The following is a 25,551-nucleotide window of genomic DNA, read 5'->3' on the forward strand; positions in this document are numbered from 1 at the left end:
GCGGTGGTCAAACGATGGACCGGGAGACACTGGGGCAGCGCATCCGCGCCCTGCGGATCCGGCAGGGCGTGAGCCAGGCGCAGCTCGCCTTCCCCGAGCTGTCCGACAGCTACATCTCGCTGATCGAGAGCGACAAGCGGGTGCCCGCCCCGAGCGTGGTCGAGCTGCTCGCCGCGAAGCTGAACTGCTCGGCGACCTACCTGGTCTCCGGCGTCAGCGAGGACGTGGTGGACGAGCTGCGCGTCACGCTCGACTACGCCGAGATCGCGTTGCAGAACGGCGCCGCCGCCGAGGCGCGGGCCCGGTTCGCCGAGGTGCTCGCCAACTCGGACGCGGTCGCGCTGCCGGAGATGCTGCACCAGGCGCGGTGGGGCTACGCGCTGGCGCTGGAGGCGTCCGGCGATCTTGAGGAGGCGATCACCGGACTGCTGGAGCTGACCGAGGAGGCCTCCGCCGAGGCCGACCTCGACCACTGGGCGAAGGTCCATGTCGCGCTCAGCCGCTGCCTGCGCGAGCGCGGCGACATCAGCGCGGGCGTGCAGGCCGCCGAGGGCGCGTTGCGGCACCTGATCTCCACCGGCGCCGACTCCACCGACGCCGCCGTCCACCTCGGCGCGGCGCTGCTGTCGGCGTTCATCGAGCGCGGCGACCTCGTCCGCGCCCGGCACCTGGCCGCGCAGCTCGTCGAGCGCGCCGAGCGGATCGGCACGCCCCGCGCCCGCATGGTCGCCTACTGGGAGGCCGCCTACGTCGCGGAGATCCGCGGCGAGTACGAGGACGGCGTCGCGCTCGCCGAGCGGGCGCTGATGCTCGCCGGGGAGGGCGAGGACCCGCGCAACCTCAACCGGCTCCGCGTCATCCACGCCGGGCTGCTGCTGCGCGCCCGGCCCGACCAGGCCGCCCGCGCCCGCGAGATGCTGAGCCGGGTGCGCGGCGAGATCACCGCGAGCTCGGCCGGGGAGATCGACGTCGCCTGGTGCCTGACCGAGCTGGCCCGCGCCGAGATCGTGCTCGGCCGTCCCGCCGAGTCGGTGCGGCTCGCCGAGGAGGCCATCGACCTGCTCGGGGACGCGCCGCGCCGCGCGACCGCCGGGGCGCTGACCGTGCTCGGCGAGGCGTGCGTGCGGCTCGGCCGCCGCGAGCGCGCCGCCGAGGTGCTCACCCGCGCCGCGACCTGCCTGGAGGAGATGGAATCCTCCCGGGAGGCCGCGCAGGCGTGGTTCGACCTGGCCGAGGTGCTGGCGGAGACGGGCCCGGCGGACGAGCCGCAGATGGCCGCCTACCGCCGCGCGCTGACCTGCGTGGGCGTCTAGCCCGGGACCGGTCCGCCGGAAGTGATCGCGGCTGTGATCGCATTCGTGATCACGGAGGCGATAATGCAGCGAGTCGCCTCAGGTGGGGAGTTCTCCGGGAATGTTCGGTGTCGTACGCCCGTGCAGGCACGTCCTGTGCGGGTCGCTCTTCAAGGACTGGCTGGCCCACCTGTGCGGGCTGTGCCTGACGCTGCGGGCCGAGCACGGCCACGCCGCGCGGCTCGTCACCAACTATGACGGGCTGCTGGTGTCGGTGCTCGCCGAGGCGCAGGCACCGGAGCTGTCCCCGCGCCGCAAGGCCGGACCCTGCGCGCTGCGCGGGATGAAGACGGCCGAGGTCGTGACGGCGAAGGCGCAGGGCGCGCAGCTGGCCGCCGCCGCGTCCCTGCTGCTCGCGGCGGGCAAGACGCGCGACCACGTGGCCGACGGCGACGGCCCCTACGCGCGCCGCCTCGTCGCGTCCGCCGCGGGCCGGGTGGCCGGACGCTGGGACGCGGCGGGCGCCCGCACCGGCGCCGCGGTCGGCTTCGACCCGTCCGTGCTGCGGGACGCGGTGGCGCGGCAGCCGCTGCTGGAGGCGGCGCCCGGGCTCGGGCTGCTGGAGCTGACCGAGCCCACCGAGACCGCCGTCGCGGCCGTGTTCGCGCACACCGCCGTCCTCGCCGGACGGGAGCGCAACGCCGAGCCGCTCGCCGAGGCGGGCCGGTTCTTCGGCCGCGTCGCGCACCTGGTCGACGCGGTCGAGGACGTCGCCGCCGACCGGGCGTCCGGCGCCTACAACCCGCTCCTGGCCACCGGCACCACCCCCGCGCAGGCCCGCCGGCACGCCGAGGACGCGCTGCACGGGCTGCGGCTCGCGCTGGCCGAGGTGGAGATGGAGAACCCGCGCCTCGTCCGCGCGCTGCTGGTCCGCGAGGTGCGCCGCACGGTCGACCGGGTGTTCGCCGCCTACCCGCCGGGCCCCGGGCAGGCGCCGTACGGGCAGCAGCCGCACGGTCCGCACGGGCAGTACCCACCGCCTCCGGGGTACTCGCCCGGCCAGTACCCGCCGCCGCAGCGTGGCGACGGCAGCGGCGGCGGGGACGGCTGGGGCGGAGGCGGCGGCTGGGGCGGCGGCGGAGGGTACGGCCACCGGCCCCCGGACCGGCGTCCAGGCTGGCCGGTCCCGTGCTTCACCGGCGCGGCCGTCTGCATCACGTGCGGGGTGTTCCAGCCGGAGTGGAGCGAGCACCACGCGAAGAGCTGCGGCGACCGCTGCTGGTGCACGCGCCACTGCGACGGGTGCGACTGCGACTGCTGTGACTGCTGTGACTGCGACTGCTGCGGGGACTGCGACTGCTGCGGATGCGACTGCTGACCACGGATGTTGCCCCCGGTACCACAATTGCGGACGTTCCAGGCGGCGTATCTGCTTCATATGTGCTGCCGGGTCAGGGTCTGGTAACGCCGGGGCGTCAGTAGGCTGTGGGTCCACCCCTTTCCCCACTGGAGAACCCGGCCCCAATGAAGATCCACACGCCCCGCCGTCCGCTGCGCCGGCTCGGCCTCGTCGCCACCCTCGCCCTCGCCCTCGGGGCCGTCACCGCGAGCCCCGCGCTCGCCCACACCAAGCTCGTCAGCAGCACGCCCGGCAAGGGCGCGTCGGCGGGCCCGGTCACCGAGGTCAAGCTCGTGTTCAGCGACAAGATCAGCCTCGCCAAGGTGATCGTCCGGGACAAGGCGAACAAGACGTTCCAGGCGGGCGAGGCCGAGCGGTCCGGGACGACCGTCACGCAGAAGCTGACGGGCGCGCTGCCCGCCGGGTCCTACACGGTCGCCTACCGGGTGGTCGGCGAGGACGGCCACCCGATCGAGGGCGAGGACCTGAAGTTCACCGCGACCGCGAACGGCGCGGGCGGCGGCGCGGGCACCGAGAACGGCGGCGCGACGGGCGACAAGCCCGAGGCGTCCCCGAGCGCGGGAGGGGTCGGCGCCCAGGAGCAGACGGGCCCCGCCGCCACGACCAACGAGCAGCCCCTCAAGATCGACCTGGAGCAGGCCAAGGCCGACGAGGACGACGGCAACGGCATGGTCATGTGGGGGCTGATCGGCGGCGGCGTGCTGGTCGGCGTCCTGATCGGCGTGTTCATCGTCGTCCGGGCCAGGCGCAAGCACCCGGCGGCCGACAGCGGTGAGTAGGGGCAGTGGTGAACAGGGACAGCGGTGAGTAAGGGCGCGGTGCGCGGGGACGCGACGGGCAAGGCCGCGGGCGGCGGAGGCAGTGTGCCGGCCGTCGCCCGGGCCGCCGCCGTCGCGTCGGTCGCGGCCGTCGTGGTGCTGGTCGCGGGGCTCGTCCTCGGCGGCTCGGTCACCGAGAAGGTCATCCCCGGCCTCGGGGACGCGGGCGTCGTCACCCGCTGGGGGCTGCCCGGCTCCCGGATGGTGATGGACCTCGCGGCCACGCTGACGATCGGCACGCTGCTGGCCGCCGCCGTGCTGCTCCCGCTGGAGACCGCGCGGGGCGGACGGCAGGACGCGGGCGCCCGGCAGAGCACCGGCACGCTGTCGGCGGACGCGATCGGCTACCTGCGCGCCGCGTCCTGGACCGCCGCCGCCTGGGCCGCCGCCGCGGCGGCCAACCTGGTGTTCACGGTCGCGGACGTGCTCGGCCAGCCGGTCGGCGAGGTCGTGACCGGCAGTGAGCTGAGCAGCTACGTCGGGTCGCTGCCGCAGGGCACCGCCCTGATGCTCGTGGTGCTGCTCGCGGTCGTCGTGGCGCTGCTGGCCCGCACGACCACCACCCCGGCCGCGACGTTCGGGCTGCTGGCGCTGGCGGGCGTGGCGCTGCTGCCGCCGCCGCTGACCGGGCACTCCGCGTCCGCCGCGAACCACTCGGTGGCCGTGACCGGCGTCGCGATGCACGTCGCGGCGATCGCGCCCTGGGTCGGCGGCCTGGCCGTGGTCGCCGCGCACGCGCTGCTCGGCCGCGACAGGTTGCCGGTGATGGCCGAGCGGTTCAGCCGCATGGCGCTGTGGTGCTACGTCACCGTCGGCGTCAGCGGCTTCGTGAACGTGATCTCCCGGCTGCCCGATCCGGCGGAGCTGGTCGACACCGACTACGGACGGCTCGCGCTCGGCAAGATCGTCGCGTTCGCCGTGCTCGGCTACGTCGGCTGGTGGCACCGGACCCGGACGCTGCCCGCCCTCACCGAGCGCAGGCCGTGGGCGTTCACGCGGCTGGCGGGCGCCGAGGTCGTGGTGATGGCCGCGACCGTGGGCCTCGCGGTCGCGCTGGCGCGCACCGCGCCGCCCCCGCCGTCCGGCGAGGAGACGCCGATCAAGGCGCTGGTCGGCTTCGACATGCCGCCCGAGCTCACCGCCGGACGGCTCGCGCAACTCGGCCAGTTCGACTTCACCTTCGCCGCGCTGGTCGTCGTGCTCGGCGGGGTCTACCTCGCCGGTGTCGTCCGGCTGCGGCGGCGCGGCGACTCCTGGCCGATGGGACGCACCGTCTCCTGGTTCGTCGGGCTGCTCACGATCCTGCTCGTGACCGAGACGGGCGTCGCGAAGTACTCGCAGATCCTGTTCAGCGTCCACATGGTGCAGCACATGGTGCTGAACATGCTGACGCCGATCTTCCTGGTCGTCGGCGCCCCGGTGACGCTCGCGCTGCGCGCGCTGAAGCCCGCCGCGATCCGCGGCGACCGGGGGCCGCGCGAGTGGCTGACGGCGGCGCTGCACAGCCGGTTCACCGCGATCGTCGCGCACCCGGGGGTCGCCACCGTGATCTTCGTGGCGGGGACGTTCGTCCTGTACTTCACGTCGCTGTTCGAGTCCGCGATGCGCAACCATCTCGGGCACATCGCCATGACGCTGCACTTCCTGCTGGCCGGGTCGCTGTTCTTCTGGGTGCTGCTCGGCGTCGACCCGGCGCCGAGGAAGCTGCCCTACCCGGGACGGCTGCTGCTGCTGTTCGTCACGATGCCGTTCCACGCGTTCTTCGGTATCGCGCTGATGAACCTCAGCCAGCCGCTCGCGCGCGGCTGGTACCAGGCCGTCGACCCGCCGTGGGGCGGCACCGTTCTGAACGACCAGCACAACGGCGGCGCGATCGCGTGGGGCTTCGGGGAGATCCCGACGTTCATCGTCCTGATCTTCCTGGCGTTCCAGTGGTACTTCGACGACCAGCGGCAGGCCCGGCGGCTGGACCGCAGGGCCGACCGCGCCGAGGCGGCCGGCGGCGACCCCCGCGACGACGAGCTGGCCGCCTACAACGCCCGCCTCGCCAAGCTCGCCGAGCGCGACCGCCGCGCCAAGGGCTCCGAGGACGAGTCGGCGCCCGAACCCGAGCTCGCGGAGGCGGTCGAGGGGGAGGGGCACGCCCCGGACGAGGACGGCGGCAAGGCCCCCGCCTGAGCGTCCCGCCCCTCCCTCTCGCGGGGGAGGGGCGCGGGGCTGTGATCTGCGAAAATCGGGGGCGTGACGCTCGTACTCCGCCCGCTCGCCCGCCGGACGACCTGGCGGCGGTGGTCGCACCTGGTCGTGGGCGGCGCGCTGCTCATGCCGTACTGGTTCCTCGCGCTCAGCCTCATCCCCGCGCTGCCGATGGGCAGCCTCGTCAAGAGCGTGCTGATGCTGCTGGTGTTCCCGGGCGCGGCGACGTTCGTGACCGGGCTCGTCCCGACCGTGCGGCTGCTGGAGGGCTCGCTGGCCAAGGAGCTGCTCGCCGGGCCCGCCGCGTCGCTCGTCCCCGGGTCGGCGCGGACGTGGGAGAGCCGCGCCCGCGCGGGCGCGTGGTTCACGCTGCACCTGTTCGCGGGCGTGGTGGTCAGCGGCCTGAGCCTGGCCGTGCCGCCGTTCGCGGTCATCCTGCTCCTCGCGCCGGCCGTCGGCTGGGACACGAGGTTCATCGAGGCGTGGGGCTGGCGGGACTACTGGCCCCAGTGGCCGACGCCGTTCGCGGGCCTCGCGGCGCTGGCCGTGCTGCTCGCGGTGATCGTGGGGGCGGGCGCGCTGCTGTCCCGGCTCGCGCCGCGCTTCCTCGGCCCGTCGGCCGCCGAGCAGCTCGCCGCCGTGCAGGCGCGGGCGGTCAAGCTCGCCGAGCGCAACCGGCTGGCCCGCGAGCTGCACGACTCGGTCGGGCACGCGCTCAGCGTCGTGACGCTCCAGGCGGGCGCCGCCGGACGCGTCCTCGACAGCGATCCGGCGTTCGCGCGGGAGGCGCTCGGCGCGATCGAGGAGTCGGCGCGGGCCGCGCTGGAGGACCTCGACCACGTCCTCGGGCTGCTGCGCGAGGACGCGTCGCGCACGGCGCCGCAGCCGACGCTCGCCGACCTCGGACGGCTGCTGGAGCAGACGCGGATCGCCGGGGTGAAGCTCGACTCGGAGGTGGGCGCGGAGGTCGGGCAGGTGCCCGCCGCCGTGTCCCGGGAAGCGTACCGGATCGTCCAGGAGGGGTTGACGAACGCGTTGCGGCACGCCGGGAAGGTCCCGGTGCGGCTCCGCCTCGGCGTGGCGGGGGACCGGCTGGAGATGGAGATGAGCAACCCGCTGGGCGCGCCGGGCGGCGCGGGCTCCCGCCACGGCGGCGGGCGCGGCCTGAACGGTATCCGCGAGCGCGTGACCGTGCTGCGGGGCGAGATGACCGCCGGCCCGGACGAGGGCGGGTGGCGGATCCACGTGTCGCTGCCGCTAAGGTCCGGATCATGACGATCAAGGTGCTGCTGGTCGACGACGAACGGCTGATCCGGGCGGGCCTCGCGGCGATCATCAACGCCGAGGACGACCTGACCGTGGTCGGCGAGGCCGCCGACGGCGCCGAGGTGCCGGGGGCGGTGTCGCGGCTGCGTCCCGACGTCATTCTGATGGACGTGCGGATGCCGCGGCTGGACGGCATCCAGGCCACCCGGCGCATCCTCGACACCGTCCCCGAGCCGCCCCGGATCATCGTCGTCACCACGTTCGAGAACGACGAGTACGTCTACGACGCGCTGAAGGCGGGCGCGAACGGCTTCCTGCTCAAGCGGACGCGCCCGGAGGAGATCCTCCAGGCCGTCCGGATGGTCGCGCACGGCGACACCCTGCTCTTCCCGGCCGCGATCCGCGCGCTGGCCGCCTCGCACGGCCCCGCCGGGGACGCGGCGGGCGCCGCGCCCTGGCACGGGCGGCTCACCGAGCGGGAGGCGGACGTGCTGCGGCTGGTGGCCAAGGGCCACTCCAACGCCGAGATCGCCCAGGAGCTGTTCGTCAGCCCGCAGACGGTGAAGACGCACGTCGGCAACGTCCTCGGCAAGCTCCAAGCCCGCGACCGCACGCAGGCCGTCATCCTCGCCTACGAGACGGGCTTCATCACCCCCGGCTGACCGTCGCCCCCGGGGACCCCTGGCGGAGGGTCGCGGCGAAGGCGGTCACGTGCTCCCAGGCGGCGTCGTCGCCGAACGGGCTGATCAGCAGGTCGGTCGCGCCCGCGTCGGCGAACCGGCGCAGCTCCCGCCCGACGGCCCGCTCGTCGCCCGCGACGACCGTCTCGTGGACGCCCGACAGGCCCTGCCGGTCGAGGACGGCGCGGTAGCCGGGGAAGTCCGAGGCGAAGCCGTACCGGTCGGCGATGGCGGCGCGCACGCCGTCCGGGTCGCTCGTGAGGGCGACGACGACGCCCGCGAGGACGCGCGGCGCCGGACGTCCCGCCGCCTCGGCCGCCGCCGCGACCGACGGGACGATGTGGTCGGCGATCGCGTCCGCGCCCGTCCAGGCGGTGGTGACGCCGTCGGCCAGCTCCCCGGCGACCTTCAGCATCAGCGGGCCCAGCGCGGAGACGATCACCTGTGGGGGTTCGGCGCCCGGCGCGTCCACTTGGGCGGCGACCTTCAGCGACTCGCCCTCGTGGCGGACGTCCTCGCCGCGCAGCAGCGGCCGCAGCACCGTGAGGTACTCGCGGAGGTGCCGCGCGGGGCGCCCGTAGGGGAGGCCGTGCACGTCCTCGATGACCGTCCGGTGGCTCGGCCCGACGCCGAGCGTGAACCGGCCGCCGCTCATCGCCTGCGCGGTCAGCGCCTGGCTAGCGAGCGCGAGCGGGTGCCGGGGATAGGTCGGGACGACGGCGGTGCCGACCTCGATCCCGGGCGCCTCGCGTCCGGCGAGCGCGGCGGTCATCAGCGCGTCCCAGCCGTTGACGTGGCCGTAGAACAGGCTGTCGAGACCGGCGTCGGCGGCGGCGCGCGCCCGTCCGACGAGCGTCTCCAGCGGCGCGCCTCCGGAGGGGGCGAACAGTCCGATGCGCATGGCGTCCTCCAACATGAATCGGAGCTTCAGGTTCCGCCAGGATAAACTGAATTCCGGATTCCGTGTTCGCGGCCCCCGGCAGGGGGCGAGGGGAGGGGACGGTGCGAGCCGACGCGCGGCGCAACCGCGAGCTGATCATCGACGCCGCGCTCGACCGGTTCGCCGGGTGCGGGCCCACCGCGTCCATGGAGGAGATCGCGCGGGCCGCCGGCCTCGGCGTGGGCACGCTCTACCGGCACTTCCCCGACCGGCGCGCGCTGGTCGAGGAGATCGCCGTGCGGTCGCTGCACTGCCTGCGCACCGGGTTGCGGGACCTGTCCGAGCAGGACGTCCCGCGTCACGAAGTGATCACCCGCTACGTCGGCTACTGCGCGGGCCAGCCGCTCGCGCTCATCAAGGCGCTCGCCGAGGAGAACGAGGCGCCGGAGGAGAGGCTGGCGTTGCAGGACGAGGTCAACGGCCTCCTCGAAGCGCTCGCCCGCCAGGCGCAGGACGAGGGGACGATCCGCCGCGACATCACCCCCCGCGAGGTCGTCGAGCTGCTCAGCATCGTGGTCTGCCGACCCGGGGCGCGTGCCGACGACGCCCTCACGAGGGTGACGCTGGACGGCCTGCGCCCCTGAGCGTCCTGCGCCGGGTCGCGCCGCGCCGGGCAGGGCACGATCCTCAAGAGACTCTTACTCGTCGTTTACGAGGGTGTGGGTAGAAAAGAGACAGCAGTGAGCACGCTATCGATCGGGGGATCATGGACGCTGCCACCCTTGCCGACCTGCGCAAACCGAGGGCCTACCCGGCCGTCTCGGTGCTGATGCCGACCCACCGCGCCGCCCCGGACAACCGCCAGGACCCGATCCGGCTCCGCAACCTCCTCGCCGAGGTGCGCCGCCGCCTGGACGCCGACGTCCGCGTCACGCCCGACGTCGCCGACCACGTCCTGCGCGGCCTGGAACGGGCGGCGGACGACCTCGACCCGCGCCACCCCGCCGACGGGCTGGTGCTGTTCGCCGCGCCCGGCGGCGAGCACCACGCGTTCACGGTCCGCCAACCGGTGGACGAGCGGGTCATCGTCGACTCCGGCTTCGCCACCCGCGACCTCGTCGCCGACCACACCCGCACGCTCCGCTACTGGCTGCTGTCGCTGTCGGACCAGGCGTCCCGGCTCTGGGACGGCGACGGCGGCGAGGGCGGCGAGCTGACCGAGCACACCCGCGACGGGTTCCCCGTCGGGCTCGACCGGCTGGACGAGGAGGGCTCGGGCCGCCAGTCCCCGCGCGGCGCGCAGAACGGTGACGAGCGCCACCGCCGGATGATGCGCGACGTCGTGGCCGGCCTCGACCGCGTCCTCGCCCGGGACCGCCGTCCGCTGGTCGTCGCCGGCGTCACCCGGCACCAGGCCTTCTTCGACGAGGTCGCGGGCCCGCACGTCCGGGTGGCCGGACGCGTCGACGGCAGCCACGAGGGCGCCTCGCCGAGCGCGCTGGCCGCGGCGGCCCGTCCGGCGCTGGCCGCCTACGAGGACCGCCGCGAGGTCGCCGTGCTCACGGAGCTGGAGGGCGCCCGCAGCGCCCAGCGCTACGCCGGCGGGCTGTGCGAGGTCGCGCGGCTGGTCGAGGAGGGGCGCGGCGAGCACCTGGTCGTGGAGCGCGGCTACTACGCGCCCGCCGTCCAGACCGAGGACCAGCTCGTCCCGGTCGAGGGCATGCCGGGCGTGCTGCGGGGCGCGGACGTGGTGGACGACGCCGTCGACAACGTCATCGAGACGGCGCTGGAGTACGGCGGCGAGGTGACGTTCGTCTCCGACGGCTTCCTGGTCGACCACGACCGCATCGCGCTCGTCACCCGCTACTGACCCGCGCGAGGCCCATTGCCGACCGGGCACGCCGGGTCGTACCAGAGCGCGTACCCGTACGACCAGGCGCGTCCCGCGCGGACGCGCCAGGTCGGCGGGTGCGCGGGCCAGGACGCCTCGGGGGCCGTCCCCTTCGGCAGCGCCAGCACGACCGTGCACACGCCGGGCGCGGGCGGCCGGTCGCGCTGGTCGGAGCGGCGTTCGGCGCGCGTCCAGGTCGCCGGGTACTGGAACTTGTCGGTGAGGGCCCAGTAGAGCGACCGGTCCAGGACGACGCCGCCCGCCTGCGGGACGCCGGCAAGCAGCGACGCGGGACGCGCGCGCTCCTGCCCCGGCCCCATCGCGAACGTCATCGCGGCGAAGTTGATCCCGACCAGGCCGGCCGCCAGCAGGAGCGTGGCGATCCGGGGGACGCGCGGCCGGGTCAGCAGCAGCACGCAGCACAGCAGCCCCGCCGCCGTGAGCGTGACCTCCGGCAGGTGGAGCGCGGTGCGGTCGCCGGTCAGGAACATGGGCTCGGGGAAGTCGAACGCGATGAAGCCGAAGGTCTCCAGCCGGTCGCCCGCGTAGGCGGTGACCCACGCGGCCGAGCCGGAGAGCAGCAGCGCCCCCGCCGCCGTGAGCTGGGCGGCGCGCCGCGTCCCGGACCGCAGCAGCGCCACCGCCCCGGCCAGCGCGTACACGAGCACGATGCACGACAGGTAGCGCCCGTAGGCGTAGTTGCCGACGCGGTGCTCGTCGGGCAGCGCGGCGGAGGAGGAGTAGGCGACCCCGCAGGTGGCGACGAGCAGCACGACGGCCATGATCCGGTCGGCGGCCGCGACCCGGCGGCGCGCCGCGGTCGCGATGACGGCGGCGAGCCCGACCCCCGCGAGCCCCCAGGTCGCGACGATCATGTACCAGACCTGCCCGGCCGATCCCGACAGCGCCCATTGCTGCCCGGCCGCCGACGCGAGCCGGGACGTCATGATCCCCAGGTGGTCCTTGGAGCCGTCCGGATACATCTCGGCCTTGACGCGCGCGTTCAGCGCCGCTCCCGCCGCGTACCCGGCGGCGGCGACCGCGACCCCGGCGGCCGCGCCGCGCCACCGGCGGGTGATCGCCGCCGTGCGCTCCCGTCCCACGGCGGCGGCCACGCGCCGGAGGCGCACGAGGGCGATCGCGAGGACGAGCAGGGCCAGCACCGCGCCGTGCACGGCCAGCAGCATCGTCCCGCGCATGTGGACCGAGGCCAGGTAGGACGCGGCGGCGCTCGCGAGGACGGCCGAGCCGATCCGCCCGTCCCGGACGAAGCGGTCGAGCGCCAGCAGCCACGCGAGGACCAGCGTCGGCAGGATCGCGTCGGTCAGCGCGAACGCGCCGAAGAACGTGGTCTCGGGGAGCAGCGCCGCCGCCCACGCCAGCGGCAGCGCCGGGCGGCGCGCCAGCCCGAGCCGCCGCAGCGTCAGGTACCCGAGCGGGAACAGCGCCGCGCCGACCAGCGCGTTCGTCGCCATCGCGAGCGTGTAGACCGTCATCAGGTCGTTGCTCAGCCAGTTCGCCGGGACGAGCAGCAGCGGGTATCCGCCCTGGTAGAAGGTATGGCCGGAGTAGTCGGCGCCGTGCCCGCCGGCCAGCCACCGCGCGATGAGGAGGTAGCCGGTCTCGTCGGGGTTGGCGACCGGCCCGGTCCGCGCGCGGGCGAACCACAGCCGCACGCACACCTGGGCGAAGACCCCCGCGACCAGCAGCCACGGTAGGGCAGCCGGCCTGCGCGGCGCCGGCCGCGGGGGCGAGTGGGGGACGACCCGCCGGGGCGGGACCTTGGCGAGCGTCATGTGCACCACGGTCCCGGCCGGCTGTCATGATCTTGTCCTGGAAATGTCCGGATCTTGTGACATGGCCGGGGGAGGAGGGCAGGTGTCCAATAATGTCCGGATGGCGAACATTCTCTTCGTCGAGGACGATCCCTCCGCCCGCATCGCGCTGGAGCTTGCGCTCTCCCGGCTCGGGCACAGCGTGACGTCCCGCGCCACCGGTGAGGACGGGCTGGACGCGCTGCGGGCCCGCCCGCCCGAGATCGCGATCCTGGACGTGATGCTGCCCGGCGTCGACGGGATCGAGGTGTGCCGCCGCATCCGCCGCGACGACCTGGGCGGCGGCGGGGGGCTCCCGGTCATTCTGCTGACCGCGCGCGGCGACGACCTCGACGTGGTGCTCGGGCTGGAGGCGGGCGCCGACGACTACGTGGTCAAGCCCGTCGAGCCGCGGGTGCTGGACGCGCGCATCCGCGCCGTGCTGCGCCGGGCGGACCAGACCTCGCTCGACCGCTCCAGCCACGGCGACCTCGTCATCGACCGGGCGTCGCTGAAGGTGACCAAGGCGGGTGCCGACATCCGGCTCACCCCGACCGAGCTGCGGCTGCTGCTGGAGCTGTCCCGGCGGCCCGGCCAGGCGCTGACCCGCCAGCACCTGCTGGCGGCGGTGTGGGAGCACGAGTACCCGGGCGACTCGCGGCTGGTCGACGCCTGCGTCCAGCGCGTCCGCGCCAAGATCGAGGACGAGCCGGCCGAGCCGCGGCTGATCGAGACCGTCCGCGGCTTCGGCTACCGGTTCGCGGCCTCGTGATCGCGGGCCTGCGGCGCCGGGCGCGGCGGCGCGGCGAGTCGGTCCGCACCCGCTGGTTCACCGGCCTGCGGGTGCGGCTCGCGGCGGCGTTCACCGCGGTCGCGCTCCTCGCCTCGATGTTCGCCTCCGGCGTCGCCTACGTGCTGCTGCGCCGCGCGACGCTCCAGCGCGCCCAGGACGCGGTGCTCACCGACGTCCGGCAGACGCTCACCCGGCAGGTGCCGCCCGAGCTGCCGCCCGACGTCGCCGGGTTCCTCGGCGCCCAGCTCGTGGACGCCCTCTCCGCGCCGCCCGGGCGCAAGGCGGTGGCCGTGCCCGCGAACGCGGACGGCCGCCCCGTCGTCCCGGCCTCGGGCCTCCTGGACGTGCCGGTCAGCGCGGAGTTCGCGCAGCGCACCCAGAACCAGCTCGTGTTCCAGCGCGTCGTCCGGAACGGCACGCCCTACCTGCTGGTCGGCGCGCACGTCACCGGCTACCGGACGGGCGAGGGGTGGGTCGCGCGGACGACGCCCCCGACCGTCTACGTCACCGCCAGCCTGCGCCAGGAGGAGAAGGACCTCGCGGTGCTGACCCGCGTCCTGATGATCGAGAACGCGCTGGCGCTGGTGCTCGCGCTCGCCCTCGCGGTGCTGGCGACCCGCGGCGTGCTGCAACCGGTGCGGCGGCTCGGCGCGGCGGCCCGCGCGCTCGGCGAGGGCGAGCTGGAGACCCGGGTGGCGGTGCGGGGCCGCGACGAGCTGGCCGACCTCGCCCGCACGTTCAACCGCACCGCCGAGGCACTGGAGCGGACGGTGACGGAGCTGCGCGCGATGGAGCGCGCGTCCCGCCGGTTCGTCGCCGACGTCTCGCACGAGCTGCGCACCCCGTTGACCTCGATGGTCGCGGCGACCGACGTGCTCGCGGCCGACGCCGAGGGCGAGGACAGCGCGGCCGGGCTCGTCGCCCGCGAGACCCGCCGCCTCGGCACGCTCGTCGAGCACCTGATCGAGATCAGCAGGTTCGACGCGGGCGCCGCCGCGCTCGTCCTGGACGAGGTGAACGTGGCGGACGCCGTCGCCGCGACCCTGCACGCGCGCGGCTGGACCGGCGAGGTCGCGGTGACCGGCCCCGCCGACCTGGTCGCCCGCCTGGACCCCCGCCGGTTCGACGTCATCGTCGCCAACCTCGTCGGCAACGCCCTGCGGCACGGTCGCCCGCCGGTGACGCTGCGCTTCGGCCGCGCCGAGCGGGCGGGCCTGCCGGGGCTGTCGCTGGTCGTCGAGGACCACGGCCCCGGCCTGCCCGGCGACCTCGTCGCCGTGGTCTTCGACCGGTTCGTCAAGGCCGAGGCCGCCCGGACGCGCAGCGAGGGCAGCGGGCTCGGGCTGTCGATCGCGAAGGAGAACGCCATGCTGCACGGCGGCGTGCTGGAGGCCGCGAACAGGACGGTTCCGACGGTGGACCAGCTCATCCCGCAGGGGGCGGTGTTCACGCTGTGGATTCCGGACCGGGAGGACGGGTGAGACGCCGCAATGCCGCCGTGCTCGCCGCCGCCCTCGCCGCCGCGCCGCTCGCGGGCGTGCTCGTCTCGGGTTGCGGGGTGCGGCCGACCGGCATCCTCAGCGCGGGCGACCCCCCGGTCGCGGCCGGCAGCCAGGCGCCCGCGATCACCGTCTACCTGGTGCAGGGCGGGCGGCTGAAGGCGGTCGTCCGCCCCGGGCTGCCCGGGCACCCCTACCTGTCCATCGGCCAGCTCTCGGTGGAGCCCACCGCCACGGAGTCGCGCGCGGGGCTGCACACCGAGGTCACCCACGCCCTCACCGCCCGGGTGGTGGGCGACCCCTCGACGCTGATCATCGACCAGGTGCCCTCGGACGAGCGGGAGCGCTGGCGCTGGTCGTACGCGGCGCTCGGCCAGATCGCCTGCACCGCGCAGGCCATCGCCGGCATCGACCGCGTCCGGCTCTGGAACGGACCCAACCCCGACGCGCAGGGGTGGGGGACCTACAGCTGCGAGGAGTTCAGCGAACTGCTGAACTGAACGCGCCCCCGGAGCGGGTCGTCAGCCCTTCGTCAGCCATTCGGTGGTGACGTCGCCGAGCACCGACCGCACCGCGAGGATCGCGATCCCGAGCGTGAGCGCGGGCGTGACCACCCACCGCTCCACCTTGCCGTCGGTGCGCGGGACGAGCGGGATGTCGACCCGCCATCGCAGCGGCCAGAACACCGGGCAGCCGCGCGGGGTCAGGCAGTCCCCGGCGACGTGGGCGAGGCAGCCCAGTGTGACCGCGAAGCCGACGAAGCTCATGTCGAGGTCGTGCATGAGCCAGACGGCGATCGCGGCGAGCGCGCAGTCGGCCAGCGCGGACTGCGGCTCCTTGCCCTCGAAGTCGAGCCCGACGCCCCGCAGCCCCAGCCCGACGATCATGAACAGGCAGGCCCACCACGCGTAGACGTAGTGCGTGGCGAGCGCGTCCATCGCCCAGCCGATGCCGACCGCGAACAGGATCGAGTGGGTCGCCTGCCGGTGCCCGCCGGAGAGCTTCCCGATCCACTTGCACATTCCGTGGGTGATGGGGCCGAACGTGTTCGCGATGCGCCCGTTGTGGTGGTCGATGTCGGGCAGGATCGCCGCGCCCGCGCACACCACAGCGCCCGCCGCGACCTGCTCCGCCGACAGGGTGACCGCGTAGTCGCCGATCAGCCGCTCCTGCGCGATCAGGGGTACCGCGCCCAGCCACGCGAGCGCGCCGCTCAGCGCGTGCGTCTTCCCCATCATGCCCCGAACCCCCGCCTTCCCACCCGTTCCGCCCGTACGGCCGGACTCTAGCCCGCTACTGATCGTTTTCAGCGGCGGCGCGCCGGAACCGGCCACCACGTCCGTTTGATGCCGAGCGGTGTCCGGGGGTTCCCCGTGGGGTCGGCTAAGGGGGCGTCAGCGAAGGGGCGTCAGCGGACGGGGTGGGGAGCGGCGGGGGCCGGGGACGCGTCGGCGTGGAGGGCGCGCTCCCGGGCGGCGATGACGGCCTCGACGTTCTCCTGCGCCCACTCGGTGATCGCCTCGATCGGCCGCCGCAGCGAGTGGCCGAGCGGGGTGAGGGCGTACTCCACGCGCGGCGGGACCTCGGCGAAGACCTGCCGGGTGAGCAGGCCGTCGCGCTCCATCGCGCGCAGCGTCTGGGTGAGGACCTTGGGCGTGACGCCGCCGATCGTGTCGCGCAGCCGGGAGAAGCGGCGCGGACCGTCCGACAGCGTGAGGACGACGAGCACCGACCACTTGTCGCCGATGCGGTCGAGGATCAGCCGGGTAGGGCAGTTCGGGTCAAAGGGGTCACCTCTCATGGTTTCCGAAGGGTACCAACGGAACTTCGAGGTAAGCGCGGAACTTTGAAGTAAGCGGTATCCGATGGATACCTTCGGCCGGGTACGACGTTCGAGGGAGGTCTGGATGAGGATTCTGCTGATCGGCGCGACCGGGATGGTCGGCTCGCGGATCGCCGCCGAGGCGCGCGCCCGGGGCCACGAGGTCACCGGCGTCACCCGGAGCGGGGCGGAGGGCACCGCGAAGGCCGAGGCGAGCGACTCCGCCGCCGTGGCCGCGCTCGCGAAGGGCCACGACGCCGTCGTGCTCGCGGTCGCGCCGCCCCGCGACGGGTCGGAGGTGGAGGGGCCGCTGCTCGCGGCGGGACGCGGCGTCATCGCCGGGCTCCGCGCGGCGGGCGTGCGCCGCCTGGTCGTCGTGGGCGGCGCGGGCAGCCTGGAGGCGGCGCCCGGCGTCCGGCTCGTGGACACCCCCGGGTTCCCCGACGCCTACAAGGCCGAGGCGCTCGCGCAGGGCGTGCTGCTCGACGTGGTCAGGGCCGAGGCCGGCGGCCTGGACTGGACCTACATCTCGCCCGCCGCGCTGATCCAGCCGGGCGAGCGCACCGGCACGTTCCGCCTCGGCGGCGACCAGCTGCTCTCCGACGCCGACGGCAACAGCGCCATCAGCGCCGAGGACTACGCGATCGCGCTGGTGGACGAGCTGGAGAAGAACGAGGCCGTCGGGCGCCGCATCACCGTCGCCTACTGAGTCCCGAGGCTCAGGGCGCATCGCATGGCGACCCCGGCCGTCACGCGGGCGCGTTAGCTGAGCGGTGGGGCCGAAGCCGGAGGCGAGGCCCCACCGGGAAGATCGCGAAGCGATCCGCGCCCGCCAAGGCGCGGTCACGTCCCGAGCCGCCAGGCGAGGGACGTGGGCCGGGACTTCATGAATACAGCCGCCAGTCGTCCGACTCCTCGCCCGGCCGGTAGGGGGAGTCCAGGCGCTTGGCGACGATCCCCGGGAGGCCCTGTTCGCGGGCGGCGTCCCGGACGGCGTCGCCCTCGGCCGGATACCAGGGCGCGGTCCGCCAGAGCGGGCCCGCCAGCTCCAGCCCGTCGAGCGTCTCCCGGCGCTCCGCATAGGGGACGTCCAGCAGCGGACGGCCGTCCAGGTGCGGCACGTCGAAGACCATGTAGGTCTCGCGGCCCTCCAGTACGGCCAGCTCCCCGTCCAGCAGCGCGGGACGGGCGCCGAGCGCGGCGCCGAGCCGGGAGCCGAGGCGGCCGGGGCCGTCCACCGCGCGGCCCCGGCCGTCGGTGAACCGCGTCCGGCCGCCCTCGACGTAGGCGAGCAGCCGCCGGCCGCCCCAGGCGAACTCGAACCCCCACGCCTCCGGGTCGCGGGGGAGCCGGGCCCGCCGCGCCGGACGCATCGGGCGCAGCCGCTCGGGCAGCGGCTCGGCGTCCGGGTCGGCGGGCGGGTCCATCCGGTGGATCATCCAGTTCTTCCCCCGCGTCCGGAACAGCACGTACCGGCCGGACACGCGCGAGCCGTGGATGACCACCTTCACCTCGCGCTCGGACCACTTCTCGGTCTCGTAGGTCCCGCGGTCCCAGATGGCGACCTCGCCGCCGCCGTACTCGCCCTGCGGGATGTCGCCCTCGAACGTGGCGTACTCCAGCGGATGGTCCTCGGTGTGGACGGCGAGGTGGTTGGTCTTGGGCGACCACGGCAGGCCCTTCGGGACCGCCCACGACACCAGCACCCCGTCGCGCTCGAACCGCAGGTCCCAGTGCAGGCTGCGGGCGTGGTGCTCCTGCACGACGAACGTGTCGTCGTCGCCGTGCGGCAGCACCCGCTCGTCGGGGACGGGTTCGGGCGTCCGGGCCGGGTCGCGTTTGCCCCGGTACTCGGCGAGCTGGTCGTCCTTCTGCTTCTTTCTCGGCTTCTGCGGCTTCTTCGGGGTCACGTCCCGCTACGTACCCGTCCCCGCGCGGGGAATCAGCGGATGAAGACGGCGTAGTCGGCGACGTCGGCGGTCAGGTCGGGCGGCAGCCCCGCCACCGCGGACAGCTCCTCGGCGGAGAGGAACCCGCCCGTCTCGCCGCGCACCCGCACGATCCGCTCCGCCAGCTCCGTGGTGATGCCGGGCAGCAGCGTCAGCGCCCGCACGGGCGCGTGGTTGACGTCGACGAGCCCGCCGTCCTGGTACTGGTGCGGCAGGTCGGGGCGGCCGATGCGCAGCTCCTTCGCGAGCCCCGGGTCGGACGCGGCCAGCCGGCGGGCCTTCTCACGCAGCAGCCGCTGGCGGCGGACCCGCTCCACAACCGCCTCGTTGCCCATGCCCGCCAGCCCGTCCGGGTCGAACACGCGGCGGCGGATCAGGAACGCGTGCCCGCAGCCCACGACCGCGAGCAGGAACATCAGCAGCCCGACCGCGCGCTGCGCGCCGTCCTGCTCCTTCATCTCCGGCACCAGGAACAGCATCAGCCCGAACAGGACGATGTAGACGGCGGACGCGACCATCAGGTGCGCGGTCCGCCGCCACAGGGCCGCCGCCGCGAACGTGAACGCCGTCGCGTAGCCGAGCGTCAGGAACGGCAGCGCCGCCCACGTCACGCTCACCGCGGCGCGCCCGGGCGGCATGTCGTCGGTCGGGACCCTCGGCTCGTACGGCGCTGGGGCGTTCATCAGGCGGTGCCTCCCGGACCGGAGGTGCGGTGGTTCGGACTCTAGATCATCAGGCCGTCACGGCAGGGTGAGGATCTCGTGTCCGTCCTCGGTCACCAGGATCGTGTGCTCGAACTGCGCGGTGCGCCTGCGGTCCTTGGTGACGACCGTCCAGCCGTCGGCCCAGATGTCGTACTCGTAGGTGCCGAGGGTCAGCATCGGCTCGATCGTGAACGTCATGCCCGGCTCGATGATCGTCGTCGCGCCCGGGTCGTCGTAGTGCGGGACGGCGAGCCCCGAGTGGAACGTCGTGCCGATCCCGTGCCCGGTGAAGTCGCGGACGACCCCGTACCCGAACCGCTTGGCGTAGGACTCGATGACCCGCCCGATCACGTTCAGCGCCCGGCCCGGACGGACCGCGCGGATGCCCCGCATGGTCGCCTCCCGGGTGCGCTCGACCAGCAGCCGCGACTCCTCGTCGACGTCGCCGCACAGGAACGTCGCGTCGGTGTCGCCGTGCACGCCGTCCACGAACGCGGTGATGTCGATGTTGATGATGTCGCCGTCGCGCAGCACCGTGTCGTCGGGGATGCCGTGGCAGATCACCTCGTTCAGCGACGTGCACAGCGACTTCGGGAAGCCCCGATACCCGAGCGTGGACGGGTAGGCGCCGTGGTCGAGCATGAACTCGTGCCCGATGACGTCCAGCTCGTCGGTGGTGATGCCGGGCCGGACGTGCTTGCCCACCTCTTCGAGCGCCTGCGCGGCGACCTTGCCCGCCACCCGCATCCGCTCGATGATCTCCGGTGTCTTCACGTCGGGCTCGCCGGTCTTCGGCTTCTTCTTCCCGACGTACTCCGGGCGCGGGATGTGCGCGGGAACCTTCCGCATCGGCGAGACGGTGCCGGGCCGGAGTAGTTGGGTCGTCATAGTCATGGAGTGTAGTCAGCGCGTCCGGGGCACAATCACGTGCCGACGCCAGATCGAAAGGAGCGCCGATGGCCGGTGACGATGGTGACTGGTGGTTCTGCCTCAAGCACATGAAGCCCGAGCACGGACCCGGCTGCCCGAACAAGGACCGGATGGGCCCCTACGCCTCGCAGGACGCGGCGTCGCACGCGCTGGAGCGGGCCCGCGAGCGCAACGAGGAGTGGCGCGCGCAGAACGAGGACTGAAACCTCGGGGGACCGGTACGGGCGGGGTGGTGGGTGCGGGTGGATCGGTGCGTGCGGGTCAGTCGACGACGGGTCCGCTGACGGCGTCGAGGAGCCGGGCGAGGCGTCCGCGCAGGCCGCGCGGGTGCGGGGCGCCGCGTCCCGCGTGCCCGGCCTCCTCGCCCGCGGCGGCGCTGACCAGGTGCTGCGCGCCGTCGAAGGACAGCAGCGCCTCCGCGGGCGGGACGGTCAGCGCCTCGTGCGCGAGGCCGCGCAGCTCGCGGTCGCCGCCCTCCAGCGCGAGCACCCGCGCGCCGACGCGGCGGGCGTCGTCGACCCGCTCCAGCAGCGGGACGGGGGCGTCCTCCTCGGCGACGACGAGCAGCGTCTCGCCGCGCTCGGCCGCCTCCAGCCGCTCCAGCCCGATCCGCAGGTGCGCGGGCGCGTCGCGCGGCGGCGACCAGCGCACCAGCGTGGGCGCGAGCCCGGGCGCGTCGCCGAACCGGCTCTCGTCGTCCAGGTGCGCCGCCATGTGCCAGGGGTCGTCGCCGGGGGTGCCGACCAGCAGCAGCCCGCCCGGCGTCCGGGACGTGACCCGCAGCGCCCGCCCGAACTCCCGCGTCCGCTCCAGCCAGCCCGTGCTCGACAGCACCTCGCGCAACATCGTGACCTGCTCGGCGTCCACGGGACCATGGTGCCGCACCGGGCGCCTGCCCACAGGCCGTTTCCGCAAGGCCCGCGCCTGCGGCGGGCCCGCGCCCGCCGGCCCGGAGGCCGCCTGGCAGACTCGGCGGCATGACTGAGCAGCAGAGCGGCCCCCACGACCTTCCGGACGCGAGCGGCCTGACGATCGGCATCCTCGGAGGCACCGGCGACCAGGGCAAGGGGCTCGCGCGCCGGTTCGCGCTCGCCGGCCACCGGGTGGTCATCGGGTCGCGCAAGGCCGACCGCGCCCGGCAGGCCGCCGCCGACCTCGGCGCCGACCTGCCGGTCTCGGGGGCGGAGAACCCCGTCGCCGCCGGGGAGGCCGACGTCGTGATCGTCGCGGTGCCCTGGGACGGCCACCGCGCCACGCTGGAGTCGCTGCGCGCCGAGCTGGCCGGGAAGATCGTCGTGGACTGCGTGAACCCGCTCGGCTTCGAGAAGGGCAAGGGCGCGTTCGCGCTGCGGGTCGAGGAGGGCAGCGCCGCGCAGCAGGCCGCGGCCGTGCTGCCCGACAGCCGCGTCGTCGCCGCGTTCCACCACGTGTCGGCCAAGCTGCTGCTCGACCCCGAGGTAGGGGAGATGGCGCTGGACGTCCTCGTCCTCGGCGACGACCGGGAGGCGACCGACCTCGTCCAGGCGCTCGCGGGACGCATCCCCGGCATGCGCGGCGTCTACGGCGGTCGCCTGCACAACGCCCACCAGGTCGAGGCGTTCACCGCGAACCTCATCTCCATCAACCGCCGCTACAAGGCGCACGCGGGGCTTCGCGTCACCGACGTGTGACCGGACGACGGGTGACCGGCACGGTACCGTGACCGCGCGCCACGTGGCGAAGAGCACAGCAGAAGGGGAGACTGGCGGGAGCGGCGGCCGCCGGGCGCGCGTCCAAGATGCTGGTGCCCGGAGCGAGCACGAGCCGGCGACGCCGCCGCGGCGGCTCCGGCGCCGTCTATGATCGGTGTTCGACAGGGCAGGTGGAGATGAGGCAGAACCGGTCGGCCGACCCGTGGAGCGCCTTTCTCGCCCCTCCGGGGCGGGCGGCGGGGGTGTCGCCGCCCGGCGCGGCGCCCGCCGGAGAGCGCAGGCCGGTGGGAGAGCCCGGCCACATCCGCGGCTCCGCCGCCGAGCCCGTCCAGGAGGACGCGTGCCGCCGCGTGCTGGGCCAGCTCAGGGCGGCGAACGCGCCGCTGTCGCTGGAGCAGATCCACCACGCCACCCGGCTCGGGCTGCTGGAGGTCGCGGACGCCGTCGACACGCTGCGCGAGCGCGGGCTCGTCGCGGTCGAACGCGAGATCGACGAGGTCGTCAGGCTGACCGAGGGATGATCGGGTACGTCGTCGCGGTGTCGCTGAGCTGCCTGGTCGGCGTCGCCGAACTGGTCAGCCGGTACCGCGACCGCCCCACCACGCTCGTCCGGGTGCCGAGCACCTGGGCGTACGTGCTGATCAACGGGGGAGCGGGCGCCGGGTCCCTGCTCCTCCTGCACACCTTCGACTGGCGGTTCGGCGTCCAGTCGCCGCACGTCGTCGCCGCGACGCAGGTGCTGGTCGCGAGCCTCGGCTCGATGATGGTGTTCCGCAGCGCGGTCTTCACGGTCCGGGTCGGCGACGAGGACGTCGCGGTCGGCCCGAGCACGCTGCTGACCTCGCTGCTGGCCGCCGCCGACCGGGGCGTCGACCGGATGCAGGCCAAGACCCGCGCGCAGGAGGCGGGCGAGATCATGCGGGGGGTGTCGTTCCGCAAGTCGAAGCTCGCGCTCCCGACGTACTGCCTCGGCCTGCTCCAGAACGTGTCCGCCGAGGACCAGGCCGACCTGCGCACCGCCGTGGACGCCCTCGCGGGCAGTGAGATGACCGATGGGCAGATGGCCCTCAACCTCGGGCTGCTGCTGATGAACGTCGCGGGGCCGGACGTCCTGCGCGCGGCGGTGGACACGCTCCGCGCCGAGATCACCGCCGACGAGCGCGACGAGGCGGGCCGCGTCCCGCCCCCGCGCGACGGCCAGACCCACGAGGGCGGGCAGGCCCACGAGGGCGGCCGGCCGTCGGAGCTGACCCGGGCCAACCCCGACCGCTGACCGCCCCCCGCTGGCGAACCGACCGCTACTGGTACGAGTGCTCCGGCGCGGGGTAGACGCCGCTCACGACCTCGTCGGCGTAGGCGCGGGCGGCGTCGCCGAGGAGCGTCCCCACCTCGGCGAAGCGCTTGACGAACTTCGCGGTGTGGGCGGTGAGGCCCGCCATGTCCTGCCAGACGAGGACCTGCGCGTCGGTCTGGCTGCCGCCGCCGATGCCGATCGTCGGGACCGACAGCGACGCGGTGACGCGGGCGGCGAGGTCCTCGGGGACGCATTCGAGCACGACCGCGAACGCCCCGGCCGCCTCCAGGTCCTTGGCGTCGGCCATCAGCTCCTCGCCGGACTGGCCGCGCCCCTGGACGCGGTACCCGCCGAAGGCGTTCACCGACTGCGGGGTGAGGCCGAGGTGGCCCATGACCGGGATTCCGGCCGAGACCATCGACTCGACCTGCGGCAGGATGCGGCGGCCGCCCTCCAGCTTGACGGCGTGCACGCCGGTCTCCTTGAGGAACCGGGTGGCGGCGGTCAGCGCGTCCGCGACGCCGGTCTGGTAGGAGCCGAACGGGAGGTCCGCGACGACCAGCGCCCGCTTGGAGCCGCGCACGACGGCGGCGGCGAGCGGGATCAGGTCGTCCACGGTGACGGGGATCGTCGAGTCGTGGCCGTAGACGACCATGGCGGCGGAGTCGCCGACGAGCAGCACGGGGATGCCCGCCTCGTCGAAGATCCGCGCGGTGAGGGCGTCGTAGGCGGTGAGCATGGGCCACTTCTCGTGCCGCTGCTTGGCGGCCGCGATGTCCCGTACGGTGACCCGGCGTCCACTCGTACCGCCGTACAGTGCGGTCGGGTTCGCGGGGGTTGCGGGCATGGCTGAAGACATGGTGTACCTCCGGTCTCGAGGCGCCACGGTGGCGTACCCGGACGGGTCCGATCGTGCCACCTTCGAAACGATTCGGAAACCCCGCGACATTCCCGCGTCCTCCGGGAATCAATTGCGAAACGATACGGTTCCGTATCGGTGTGGGCGTGCTCGCGCCCATGACCGGACACAGACGTATCGATGAGGACTGCTTTGGACTCGGAGACCATCCAACGGCGCCGCTGGGCCATCCTCGGCGTGCTGACCGTGAGCCTGCTGGTGGTGGTGCTCGACAACACCATTCTGAACGTGGCGCTCAAGACCATCGCCGACCCTGACAAGGGCCTCGGGGCCACCCAGAGCCAGCTCGAGTGGTCGATCAACTCCTACACCCTGGTCTTCGCCGGGCTGCTGTTCACCTTCGGGGTGCTCGGCGACCGGCTCGGCCGCAAGAAGGTGCTGATCGGCGGCATGGCGGTGTTCGCCATCGCCTCGCTGGCCTCAGCCTACGCCCAGTCGCCCGACCAGCTGATCTACGCCCGCGCCCTGATGGGCCTCGGCGGCGCCGCGGTGATGCCGCAGACGCTGTCGATCATCACCAACGTGTTCGAGCCGCACGAGCGGCCCCGCGCGATCGGCATCTGGGCCGGCGCGGTCGGGATGGGCGTGGCGATCGGCCCGCTCACCGGCGGCCTGCTGCTCGCCCACTTCTGGTGGGGCTCGGTCTTCCTGATCAACGTCCCCGTCATCATCGCCGGCGTCGTGCTGATGGCGGTGCTCGTGCCCGAGTCGCGCAACCCGAGCCCCGGACGGCTCGACCCGCTGGGCGTCGTGCTCTCGGTGATCGGCCTCGTCGTCCTGTCGTACGGGATCATCCAGGGCGGCGAGAAGGGCGCCTGGCTGGAGCCCGCCGTGCTCGGCCCGATCCTCGCCGGGGCGGCCGTGCTCGCGCTGTTCGTCTGGCACGAGGCCCGCACGCCCTCGCCCGCCTTCGACGTGGCGCTGTTCAAGGACCCGCGGATGTCGGCGGCCGTCGCGTCCATCGCCCTGTGCTTCTTCGCCGCCGCGGGCGTGTTCTTCTTCGCCAACTTCTACATGCAGTCGGTGCGCGGGCTGTCGCCGCTGGAGTCCGGCGCGATGGTGCTGCCGTTCGCCGTGGCGCAGCTGCTGTTCTCCACCCGCAGCGCCGCGATGGTGCGCCGGTTCGGCGCGAAGGCGGTCTGCACGTCCGGGCTGCTGCTGGTCGCGGGCGCGCTGGTCGGCTACCACTTCGTCGGCACCGGGACGCCGCTGTGGATCCTCGCCGCCGTGTTCTTCTTCCAGGGCGCCGGGATGGCCAACGTGATGCCGCCCGCGACCGAGTCGGTCATGTCGGCGCTGCCGCGCGAGAAGGCGGGCGCCGGGTCGGCCATCAACAACGTCGCCCGGCAGGTCGCGGTCGCGATGGGCGTGGCCGTGCTCGGCTCCGTCGTCGCGTCGGTCTACCGGAGCGATCTCGGCGACGACCTCGCCGCGCTGCCGGCGGGCGCGCGGGACGCGGCCGGGGAGTCCATCGCGGGCGCCCACGGCGTCGGCGGGCAGGCGCTCGTCGACCACGCCGACGCCGCGTTCGTCCACGCCATGCACACCGCGTCGGCCGTCGCCGCCGTCATCGCGTTCCTCGGCGCGCTGGTCGTCCTCAAGTGGATGCCCGGACGCCAGGCCGCGCCGTCCGCCGAGACGAGCCGGCAGACGTCCGAGCAGGAGACGGCCGGAGTGTGAGAGCGTGAGCACC

At 74.3% G+C, this 25,551-nt stretch carries 26 protein-coding genes; 17 read left to right on the forward strand and 9 right to left on the reverse strand.

What is annotated here, in order from left to right:
* Positions 1-14: 14 nt before the first annotated feature.
* The 6 genes from K2F47_RS06245 (at position 15) to K2F47_RS06270 (ending at position 7,654) form a co-directional block, all read left to right on the forward strand.
* Positions 15-1,313, forward strand: coding sequence for a helix-turn-helix domain-containing protein (locus tag K2F47_RS06245; RefSeq protein WP_242901758.1), 1,299 nt, complete (start codon positions 15-17; stop codon positions 1,311-1,313).
* Positions 1,314-1,413: 100 nt separating this feature from the next.
* Positions 1,414-2,670 carry a DUF5685 family protein gene (locus tag K2F47_RS06250; protein WP_242901759.1) on the forward strand — a complete coding sequence of 419 codons (1,257 nt, stop codon included), beginning with the start codon at positions 1,414-1,416 and terminating at the stop codon, positions 2,668-2,670.
* A gap of 146 nt (positions 2,671-2,816) precedes the next feature.
* Positions 2,817-3,491 carry a copper resistance CopC family protein gene (locus tag K2F47_RS06255; RefSeq protein ID WP_242901760.1) on the forward strand — a complete coding sequence of 225 codons (675 nt, stop codon included), beginning with the start codon at positions 2,817-2,819 and terminating at the stop codon, positions 3,489-3,491.
* Between the two features lie 24 nt (positions 3,492-3,515).
* Positions 3,516-5,708 (forward strand): bifunctional copper resistance protein CopD/cytochrome c oxidase assembly protein, encoded by a 2,193-nt coding sequence (locus tag K2F47_RS06260; protein WP_242901761.1) that lies wholly within the window; start codon positions 3,516-3,518, stop codon positions 5,706-5,708.
* Between the two features lie 63 nt (positions 5,709-5,771).
* The gene (locus K2F47_RS06265; protein ID WP_242901762.1) at positions 5,772-7,001 is read left to right on the forward strand and encodes a sensor histidine kinase; all 1,230 of its coding nucleotides are present in this window, start codon (positions 5,772-5,774) and stop codon (positions 6,999-7,001) included.
* The gene (locus K2F47_RS06270; RefSeq protein WP_242901763.1) at positions 6,998-7,654 is read left to right on the forward strand and encodes a response regulator; all 657 of its coding nucleotides are present in this window, start codon (positions 6,998-7,000) and stop codon (positions 7,652-7,654) included. The genes K2F47_RS06265 and K2F47_RS06270 overlap by 4 nt, the downstream gene beginning before the upstream one ends.
* Here the strand turns inward: K2F47_RS06270 and K2F47_RS06275 are convergent.
* On the reverse strand, positions 7,641-8,573 hold the full coding sequence (locus K2F47_RS06275; protein WP_242901764.1) for a TIGR03564 family F420-dependent LLM class oxidoreductase: 933 nt from the start codon (positions 8,571-8,573) through the stop codon (positions 7,641-7,643). The genes K2F47_RS06270 and K2F47_RS06275 overlap by 14 nt on opposite strands.
* A gap of 101 nt (positions 8,574-8,674) precedes the next feature.
* On the opposite strand from K2F47_RS06275, the gene K2F47_RS06280 reads away from it, so the two are divergent.
* Both K2F47_RS06280 and K2F47_RS06285 read left to right on the forward strand, forming a co-directional pair.
* Positions 8,675-9,196: a TetR/AcrR family transcriptional regulator gene (locus K2F47_RS06280; RefSeq protein ID WP_242901765.1), complete on the forward strand. Its 522-nt coding sequence runs from the start codon at positions 8,675-8,677 to the stop codon at positions 9,194-9,196.
* A gap of 122 nt (positions 9,197-9,318) precedes the next feature.
* Entirely contained in the window at positions 9,319-10,422 is a 1,104-nt protein-coding gene (locus tag K2F47_RS06285; RefSeq protein ID WP_242901766.1) for a baeRF3 domain-containing protein, read from the forward strand.
* Here the strand turns inward: K2F47_RS06285 and K2F47_RS06290 are convergent.
* Positions 10,416-12,239 carry a hypothetical protein gene (locus K2F47_RS06290; protein ID WP_242901767.1) on the reverse strand — a complete coding sequence of 608 codons (1,824 nt, stop codon included), beginning with the start codon at positions 12,237-12,239 and terminating at the stop codon, positions 10,416-10,418. The genes K2F47_RS06285 and K2F47_RS06290 overlap by 7 nt on opposite strands.
* A 100-nt stretch (positions 12,240-12,339) precedes the next feature.
* On the opposite strand from K2F47_RS06290, the gene K2F47_RS06295 reads away from it, so the two are divergent.
* Genes K2F47_RS06295 through K2F47_RS06305 form a run of 3 tightly spaced genes read left to right on the forward strand, consistent with a single transcriptional unit; the run spans position 12,340 to position 15,049 of the window.
* A complete protein-coding gene (locus K2F47_RS06295) occupies positions 12,340-13,029 on the forward strand; it encodes a winged helix-turn-helix domain-containing protein (protein ID WP_242901768.1) in 690 nt (229 codons plus the stop codon).
* Positions 13,026-14,531 (forward strand): ATP-binding protein, encoded by a 1,506-nt coding sequence (locus tag K2F47_RS41265; protein ID WP_242901769.1) that lies wholly within the window; start codon positions 13,026-13,028, stop codon positions 14,529-14,531. Before K2F47_RS06295 ends, K2F47_RS41265 begins: the two co-directional genes overlap by 4 nt.
* Positions 14,528-15,049 carry a hypothetical protein gene (locus tag K2F47_RS06305; protein ID WP_242901770.1) on the forward strand — a complete coding sequence of 174 codons (522 nt, stop codon included), beginning with the start codon at positions 14,528-14,530 and terminating at the stop codon, positions 15,047-15,049. Before K2F47_RS41265 ends, K2F47_RS06305 begins: the two co-directional genes overlap by 4 nt.
* A 21-nt stretch (positions 15,050-15,070) precedes the next feature.
* Here K2F47_RS06305 and K2F47_RS06310 read toward each other — a convergent pair whose 3' ends face one another.
* Positions 15,071-15,787, reverse strand: coding sequence for a metal-dependent hydrolase (locus K2F47_RS06310; RefSeq protein WP_242901771.1), 717 nt, complete (start codon positions 15,785-15,787; stop codon positions 15,071-15,073).
* 170 nt (positions 15,788-15,957) lie between these two features.
* Entirely contained in the window at positions 15,958-16,350 is a 393-nt protein-coding gene (locus K2F47_RS06315) for a winged helix-turn-helix transcriptional regulator (RefSeq protein ID WP_242901772.1), read from the reverse strand.
* Between the two features lie 106 nt (positions 16,351-16,456).
* Between K2F47_RS06315 and K2F47_RS06320 the strand changes: the two genes are divergently transcribed.
* Positions 16,457-17,080 carry an NAD(P)-dependent oxidoreductase gene (locus K2F47_RS06320; protein ID WP_242901774.1) on the forward strand — a complete coding sequence of 208 codons (624 nt, stop codon included), beginning with the start codon at positions 16,457-16,459 and terminating at the stop codon, positions 17,078-17,080.
* 175 nt (positions 17,081-17,255) lie between these two features.
* Here the strand turns inward: K2F47_RS06320 and K2F47_RS41270 are convergent, their stop codons facing one another.
* The 3 genes from K2F47_RS41270 to map are packed head-to-tail and all read right to left on the reverse strand — an operon-like array spanning position 17,256 to position 19,912.
* A complete protein-coding gene (locus tag K2F47_RS41270) occupies positions 17,256-18,281 on the reverse strand; it encodes a DNA polymerase ligase N-terminal domain-containing protein (RefSeq protein WP_242901775.1) in 1,026 nt (341 codons plus the stop codon).
* A gap of 32 nt (positions 18,282-18,313) precedes the next feature.
* Positions 18,314-19,003: a ComEA family DNA-binding protein gene (locus K2F47_RS06330; RefSeq protein WP_242901776.1), complete on the reverse strand. Its 690-nt coding sequence runs from the start codon at positions 19,001-19,003 to the stop codon at positions 18,314-18,316.
* Positions 19,004-19,060: 57 nt separating this feature from the next.
* Positions 19,061-19,912 (reverse strand): type I methionyl aminopeptidase, encoded by an 852-nt coding sequence (gene map, locus K2F47_RS06335; RefSeq protein WP_242901777.1) that lies wholly within the window; start codon positions 19,910-19,912, stop codon positions 19,061-19,063.
* A gap of 68 nt (positions 19,913-19,980) precedes the next feature.
* Between map and K2F47_RS06340 the strand changes: the two genes are divergently transcribed.
* Entirely contained in the window at positions 19,981-20,157 is a 177-nt protein-coding gene (locus tag K2F47_RS06340) for a hypothetical protein (protein WP_242901779.1), read from the forward strand.
* A 58-nt stretch (positions 20,158-20,215) separates the two neighbouring features.
* Here the strand turns inward: K2F47_RS06340 and K2F47_RS06345 are convergent, their stop codons facing one another.
* On the reverse strand, positions 20,216-20,821 hold the full coding sequence (locus tag K2F47_RS06345) for a hypothetical protein (protein WP_242901780.1): 606 nt from the start codon (positions 20,819-20,821) through the stop codon (positions 20,216-20,218).
* A 110-nt stretch (positions 20,822-20,931) separates the two neighbouring features.
* On the opposite strand from K2F47_RS06345, the gene npdG reads away from it, so the two are divergent.
* The 3 genes from npdG (at position 20,932) to K2F47_RS06360 (ending at position 22,918) form a co-directional block, all read left to right on the forward strand.
* A complete protein-coding gene (gene npdG, locus K2F47_RS06350) occupies positions 20,932-21,624 on the forward strand; it encodes an NADPH-dependent F420 reductase (RefSeq protein ID WP_242901781.1) in 693 nt (230 codons plus the stop codon).
* A 197-nt stretch (positions 21,625-21,821) separates the two neighbouring features.
* Positions 21,822-22,166, forward strand: coding sequence for a hypothetical protein (locus K2F47_RS06355; protein WP_242901783.1), 345 nt, complete (start codon positions 21,822-21,824; stop codon positions 22,164-22,166).
* Positions 22,163-22,918, forward strand: a complete 756-nt coding sequence (locus K2F47_RS06360; RefSeq protein WP_242901784.1) for a hypothetical protein — start codon at positions 22,163-22,165, stop codon at positions 22,916-22,918. Before K2F47_RS06355 ends, K2F47_RS06360 begins: the two co-directional genes overlap by 4 nt.
* Positions 22,919-22,943: 25 nt before the next feature.
* Here the strand turns inward: K2F47_RS06360 and panB are convergent, their stop codons facing one another.
* Entirely contained in the window at positions 22,944-23,786 is an 843-nt protein-coding gene (panB, locus tag K2F47_RS06365) for a 3-methyl-2-oxobutanoate hydroxymethyltransferase (protein WP_372490823.1), read from the reverse strand.
* Positions 23,787-23,978: 192 nt separating this feature from the next.
* On the opposite strand from panB, the gene K2F47_RS06370 reads away from it, so the two are divergent.
* Complete coding sequence (locus tag K2F47_RS06370; protein ID WP_242901787.1) at positions 23,979-25,538, forward strand: MFS transporter; 1,560 nt, start codon at positions 23,979-23,981, stop codon at positions 25,536-25,538.
* Positions 25,539-25,551 lie beyond the last annotated feature (13 nt).

The sequence above is a fragment of the Actinomadura terrae genome (genome assembly GCF_022751215.1).
GTDB lineage: Bacteria > Actinomycetota > Actinomycetes > Streptosporangiales > Streptosporangiaceae > Spirillospora > Spirillospora terrae.

Excerpts from the sequence above, each read along its gene's own strand:
- K2F47_RS06250 (WP_242901759.1), top strand. The coding sequence starts at position 1,414 with ATGTTCGGTGTCGTACGCCCGTGCAGGCACGTCCTGTGCGGGTCGCTC.
- K2F47_RS06360 (WP_242901784.1), top strand. The coding sequence starts at position 22,163 with ATGATCGGGTACGTCGTCGCGGTGTCGCTGAGCTGCCTGGTCGGCGTC.
- K2F47_RS06275 (WP_242901764.1), bottom strand. The coding sequence starts at position 8,573 with ATGCGCATCGGACTGTTCGCCCCCTCCGGAGGCGCGCCGCTGGAGACG.
- K2F47_RS06320 (WP_242901774.1), top strand. The coding sequence starts at position 16,457 with ATGAGGATTCTGCTGATCGGCGCGACCGGGATGGTCGGCTCGCGGATC.
- K2F47_RS06330 (WP_242901776.1), bottom strand. The coding sequence starts at position 19,003 with ATGAACGCCCCAGCGCCGTACGAGCCGAGGGTCCCGACCGACGACATG.
- K2F47_RS06355 (WP_242901783.1), top strand. The coding sequence starts at position 21,822 with ATGAGGCAGAACCGGTCGGCCGACCCGTGGAGCGCCTTTCTCGCCCCT.
- panB (WP_372490823.1), bottom strand. The coding sequence starts at position 23,786 with ATGCCCGCAACCCCCGCGAACCCGACCGCACTGTACGGCGGTACGAGT.
- K2F47_RS06340 (WP_242901779.1), top strand. The coding sequence starts at position 19,981 with ATGGCCGGTGACGATGGTGACTGGTGGTTCTGCCTCAAGCACATGAAG.
- K2F47_RS06285 (WP_242901766.1), top strand. The coding sequence starts at position 9,319 with ATGGACGCTGCCACCCTTGCCGACCTGCGCAAACCGAGGGCCTACCCG.
- K2F47_RS06290 (WP_242901767.1), bottom strand. The coding sequence starts at position 12,239 with ATGACGCTCGCCAAGGTCCCGCCCCGGCGGGTCGTCCCCCACTCGCCC.
- K2F47_RS06310 (WP_242901771.1), bottom strand. The coding sequence starts at position 15,787 with ATGATGGGGAAGACGCACGCGCTGAGCGGCGCGCTCGCGTGGCTGGGC.
- K2F47_RS06270 (WP_242901763.1), top strand. The coding sequence starts at position 6,998 with ATGACGATCAAGGTGCTGCTGGTCGACGACGAACGGCTGATCCGGGCG.
- K2F47_RS06245 (WP_242901758.1), top strand. The coding sequence starts at position 15 with ATGGACCGGGAGACACTGGGGCAGCGCATCCGCGCCCTGCGGATCCGG.
- npdG (WP_242901781.1), top strand. The coding sequence starts at position 20,932 with ATGACTGAGCAGCAGAGCGGCCCCCACGACCTTCCGGACGCGAGCGGC.
- map (WP_242901777.1), bottom strand. The coding sequence starts at position 19,912 with ATGACGACCCAACTACTCCGGCCCGGCACCGTCTCGCCGATGCGGAAG.
- K2F47_RS06315 (WP_242901772.1), bottom strand. The coding sequence starts at position 16,350 with ATGAGAGGTGACCCCTTTGACCCGAACTGCCCTACCCGGCTGATCCTC.
- K2F47_RS06295 (WP_242901768.1), top strand. The coding sequence starts at position 12,340 with ATGGCGAACATTCTCTTCGTCGAGGACGATCCCTCCGCCCGCATCGCG.
- K2F47_RS06370 (WP_242901787.1), top strand. The coding sequence starts at position 23,979 with ATGAGGACTGCTTTGGACTCGGAGACCATCCAACGGCGCCGCTGGGCC.
- K2F47_RS06255 (WP_242901760.1), top strand. The coding sequence starts at position 2,817 with ATGAAGATCCACACGCCCCGCCGTCCGCTGCGCCGGCTCGGCCTCGTC.